General features: G+C 63.7%; 2 protein-coding genes and 1 pseudogene. All 3 read right to left on the bottom strand.

Going from position 1 to position 4,551, the window contains the following annotated elements; translation table 11 throughout:
* Positions 1–56: 56 nt before the first annotated feature.
* The gene (locus B4N44_RS00070; protein WP_296695396.1) at positions 57–743 is read right to left on the bottom strand and encodes a GntR family transcriptional regulator; all 687 of its coding nucleotides are present in this window, start codon (positions 741–743) and stop codon (positions 57–59) included.
* A gap of 133 nt (positions 744–876) precedes the next feature.
* Positions 877–2,772 (bottom strand): propionyl-CoA synthetase, encoded by a 1,896-nt coding sequence (locus B4N44_RS00065; protein ID WP_296695393.1) that lies wholly within the window; start codon positions 2,770–2,772, stop codon positions 877–879.
* A 929-nt stretch (positions 2,773–3,701) separates the two neighbouring features.
* Positions 3,702–4,551 (bottom strand): annotated as a pseudogene (locus B4N44_RS00060) (glutamate-1-semialdehyde 2,1-aminomutase); the annotation flags it as partial.

The raw sequence follows: 4,551 nt of genomic DNA, 5'->3' as shown, positions 1-4,551 counted from the left end.
TGAGGAACGACGCTAATCACCAAATATATTATTAAGGGCTGGCGGCTCCGCGCCGCTTATCGCTCGCCCGCCAGCCGGCGCTCGATCGCCCGTCGCGATGCACGGATGTGCCGCCGCATCAGCCATTCGGCCAGCTCGCCGTCGCGCTCGGCGATGGCGTCGGCCACCAGCTCGTGTTCTTTGAGCGCATCCGCGGCCCGATCGCTCTTCATCCCGAACTGGCAGCGGTACATGCGCGCCAGGTGGTAGAGGTCGTTGCAGAGGATGTCGATGAGGCGCCGGTTGCCGCTGCCCTGGACGATGCGGAAGTGGAAGTCGAGATCGCCTTCCTTCTGGAAATAGGTCTGCCAGTCGGCGCGCGCGACCTCGCGCCTGTGTTGCTCCAAGAGGCCCTTTAAGTCTGCGATGGCCGCATCGGACATGCGTTGCGCGGCGATCCGCGCGGCCATGCCCTCGAGTGCCTCGCGGATCACATAGATCTCGAGAAGCTCATCGTTCGACAGGGTGATGACCCGAGCGCCCAGATTCGGGCGGCGTTCCACGAGATTGGTGGATTCGAGCCGGCGCATGGCCTCGCGCAGCGGGCCACGGCTGATGCCGTAGCGGGCCGCGAGTGCCGGCTCGCTGAGCTTGCTTCCGGCGGGGATCTCGCCCTCGACAATCGCCTGGCGCACCTGACCGAAGACGCGATCGGCGATCGTCGAGGTCTCCTCGTCCAGGGATTCGGCTGTGGCGGATGCCATAGTTGTCGACACTTATTCCGGTAATGGTCTTAATTTAGACCATTGGCCCGAAGTGTCAAGTCCAAGTGTCGACAGAGTTGCGTCCAAGGTTGAGCGGTGAGCCCCGACCCGGGCGATTTGGCGAGCGCTCGGATCAGCCGTGCTGCGCGTAGCCGATCTTCCCCAAGGCCGTCTCGATCTCTTCCAGGATGGCGGGGTCGTCGATCGTGGCCGGCATGCGGTAATCCTTGCCGTCGGCGATCGACTTCATGGTGCCGCGCAGGATCTTGCCCGAGCGGGTTTTGGGTAGGCGCTGTACGACGACCACGGTCTTGAAGGCGGCGACGGGTCCGATCTGATCGCGAACCAGGTTCACCAGCTCTTTGATGATTGCTGCATCGTCGCGCGAGACGCCCGATTTCAGCACCACCAGGCCCAGCGGCAGCTCGCCCTTGAGCTGGTCGTGCGCACCGATCACGGCGCATTCGGCCACATCCGGATGGGATGCCAGTACCCCCTCCATGGCGCCGGTGGAGAGTCGGTGACCAGCGACATTGATGATGTCGTCGATACGGCTCATGACGAAGAGGTAGCCGTCCTCGTCGAGATAGCCCGCATCACCGGTCAGGTAGTAGCCGGGTTGGGCCGAGAGATACGACTGAATGAAGCGCGCGTCGTTGCCCCAGAGAGTCGGCAAGCAGCCGGGCGGCAGCGGTAATTTGATCATGATGCGCCCGATGTCGCCGGGTGCGACCGAGACGCCCTCGTCGTCGAGGACCTGAATGTCGTAACCGGGTACGGCGCGGGTCGGCGAGCCAGGTTTGACCCGGAGTTGCTCGAGGCCGAGACAGTTCGCGGCGATCGCCCAGCCGGTCTCGGTCTGCCACCAATGGTCGATGACCGGGATGCCCAGGATCGTCTGCGCCCAGCCGAGCGTATCCGGGTCACAGCGCTCGCCCGCGAGAAAAAGCGCGCGCAAGCTGCCCAGATCGTAGCGTCCGAGATGCTCCGCGTTCGGATCGTCGCGTTTGATGGCGCGGAAGGCAGTGGGCGCGGTAAAGAGCACGGAGACCTTGTGCTCGGAGATCACGCGCCAGAAAGCCCCGGCGTCGGGCGTGCCGACCGGTTTGCCCTCGTAGACGATCGTGGTGCAGCCCGCCAGCAAAGGTGCATAAACGATGTAGGAGTGCCCGACCACCCAGCCCACGTCGGAGGCGGCCCAGAAGACCTCTCCGGGCTTGACGTTGTAGATGTTCTCCATGCTCCAGGCCATGGCGACCGCGTGTCCGCCGTTGTCGCGCACCACGCCCTTGGGCTGGCCGGTGGTGCCGGAGGTGTAGAGGATGTAGAGGGGGTCGGTCGCGGCGACCGAGACACAGGCGGCCGGCTCGGCGGCGGCGAGTGCCTCGGTCCAGCCGAGGTCACGTCCCGCGATCAGGGTGCCGGGCTCCTGCTCGCGCTGCAGGATGATGCAGTGCTCGGGCTTGTGCTCGGCCAGATTGATGGCCGAGTCAAGCAGCGGCTTGTAGTGGACAACCCGGTTCGGCTCGATGCCGCAGGATCCGGCGACCATCGCCTTGGGTTTGGCGTCGTCGATCCGGGTGGCCAGCTCGCGCGCGGAGAAACCGCCGAACACCACCGAGTGGATGGCGCCGATCCGGGCGCAGCCGAGCATGGCGACGGCGGCTTCCGGCACCATCGGCATATAGACGATGACCCGATCGCCCTTGGCCACGCCGAGTGCCAGCAAGGCCCCGGCGAAGCGCGCGACCTGATCCTGCAGCTCCGCATAGGTGATCACCGTCTTGGAGCCGGTGACGGGGCTGTCGTGAATGATGGCGGGTTGGTCGCCCCGACCGGCGGTGACATGCCGATCCACGGCGTTGTAACAGGTGTTCAGCATCCCGCCCGCGAACCAGCGATGGAAGGGCGCATTGGAGCTGTCCAGGATCTTGTCCCACGGCCGATCCCAGTCGATAAGCTCTGCGGCCTCGGCCCAGAATGACTCCGGATCCTTCATCGAGCGCTCGTAGACGGCTTGATAACCCATGGTGACTTCCTCGGTGGTTAAACCGCGCCCAGCGCGGTATGCGATGTTTTTCGATGGGATCGGACCCGCCAAACTTGACAACCGCTGGAGTCGGCGCGGTTTAAGATATTAAAAAACAGATTATTTTAAAGCGCGTCTCGGCTATTGGCTGTAGATGCAGCAAACGTCGAACTTACTCGAACATGAGCATCTCGCTCTGAACGCGGTTTAAGATCGGAAGGCTTCTGCGTATTTGCTGCGATGCAACACTAGTGCGGCTGAACAAAATTTGCAATCCGCGCTCGGGCTTTGTCCCCGCCGCGCTTGGGGCGCGCGGTGGGGACAAAGCCCGAGGATATTGATGGTATGTGGAGAGGGGATGGCGAGTGATTCACTTCGGATCGGGGCCAGGCAGCCAAGTGGGGTGCTCGCATGGGCGACGGGCGGAAGCTTCGCCGTCGGGATCCTGACATGAGTTTCTCGGATATGCTTGAAGGATGGTCTAAAAGTGGGGGATGCCTGAACCGAGAGCCCCGCGGGGTGTCGAGTGCTTGCCTAACTCGCTTTCGGCGGAGGCGCTGTTTACACGCTTTATGGGTGCGCTCGGCGCAGAGGAGCACAGCTCGAAGGTAAGCGCACAGGTGATTTAATCTATCGGAGGCGGTAGCAGTAGGGGGTCGTCCCTACCGTCCTGGCCTGCGACTGGTGGCCCACGTCCCGAGATCGCCGCAAACCATGACACCCTACAGCCTAGCCTGTCGGCTCTAAGGATTCAATTAACAGGAGGTGTCCGAGTCGTCCTCTCGCCATCAGCACAATGAGCGGACCGTTCGTAAGATGCGCGAAAAATTCCCTTCTTCTCGTTTTCTAAACCGCGCTGACTCCGGCGCTGGTGGGTCGCACCAGCGCCGAGCCGAGTCACGAACTGCGCATGTCGCGCCGTGCGCAGTTTAGTCGGCGATGAGTGCAAAACTCTCTTCTGCCGCATTGAGCGTCGCCTGGATCTCGGCCTCGCCATGCGCCGTCGAGACGAAACCGGCCTCGAAGGCCGAAGGCGCCAAGTAGACCCCACGCTCCAACATGGCATGGAAAAAGGTCTTGAACTGGTCCTGATTGCAAGTCGTCGCCTGCGCGTAATTGGTCACCTTCTCGGCGGTGAAGAAGAGCCCGAACATGCCGCCGGCCTGGTTGGTGCTGAAGGGGATCCCGGCAGCATCGGCGCGTGCCTGCAGACCGGCGAGGAGCTGTGCCGTGGTGGCGCTCAGGCGCTCGTAGAAACCGGGCTCGCCGAGCAGTTCCAGCGTCTTGAGGCCCGCCGCCATCGCGATCGGGTTGCCCGAGAGTGTGCCGGCTTGATAGACCGGGCCGAGCGGGGAGATGCAGGACATGATCTCGCGCTTGCCGCCGAAGGCGCCGACCGGCATGCCGCCGCCGATGACCTTGCCGAGCGCGGTCAGATCCGGGGTGACGCCGAACAGTTCCTGCGCACCGCCGCGCGAGACGCGAAAGCCCGTCATCACCTCGTCGAAGATGAGCACGGCGCCGTATTGGTCGCAGATCTCGCGCAGACCTTCGAGGAATCCCGGCACGGGCGGGATGCAGTTCATGTTGCCGGCAACCGGCTCGACGATGATGCAGGCGATCTCGTNNTCTCGTTGCCGATCTCGGCGAAGGTCGCGCGCACCTGCTCCAGGTCGTTGTAGGCCAGTGTGATGGTCAGCTCGGCCAGGGCCGCGGGCACGCCGGGTGAGCTCGGCTCGCCAAGTGTCAGTGCACCGGAGCCGGCCTTCACCAGCAGCG

Source organism: Thiocapsa sp. UBA6158, from assembly GCF_002423035.1.
In the GTDB taxonomy this organism is placed as follows: domain Bacteria; phylum Pseudomonadota; class Gammaproteobacteria; order Chromatiales; family Chromatiaceae; genus Thiocapsa.
This window is presented reverse-complemented; position numbering and strand designations above follow the sequence as displayed.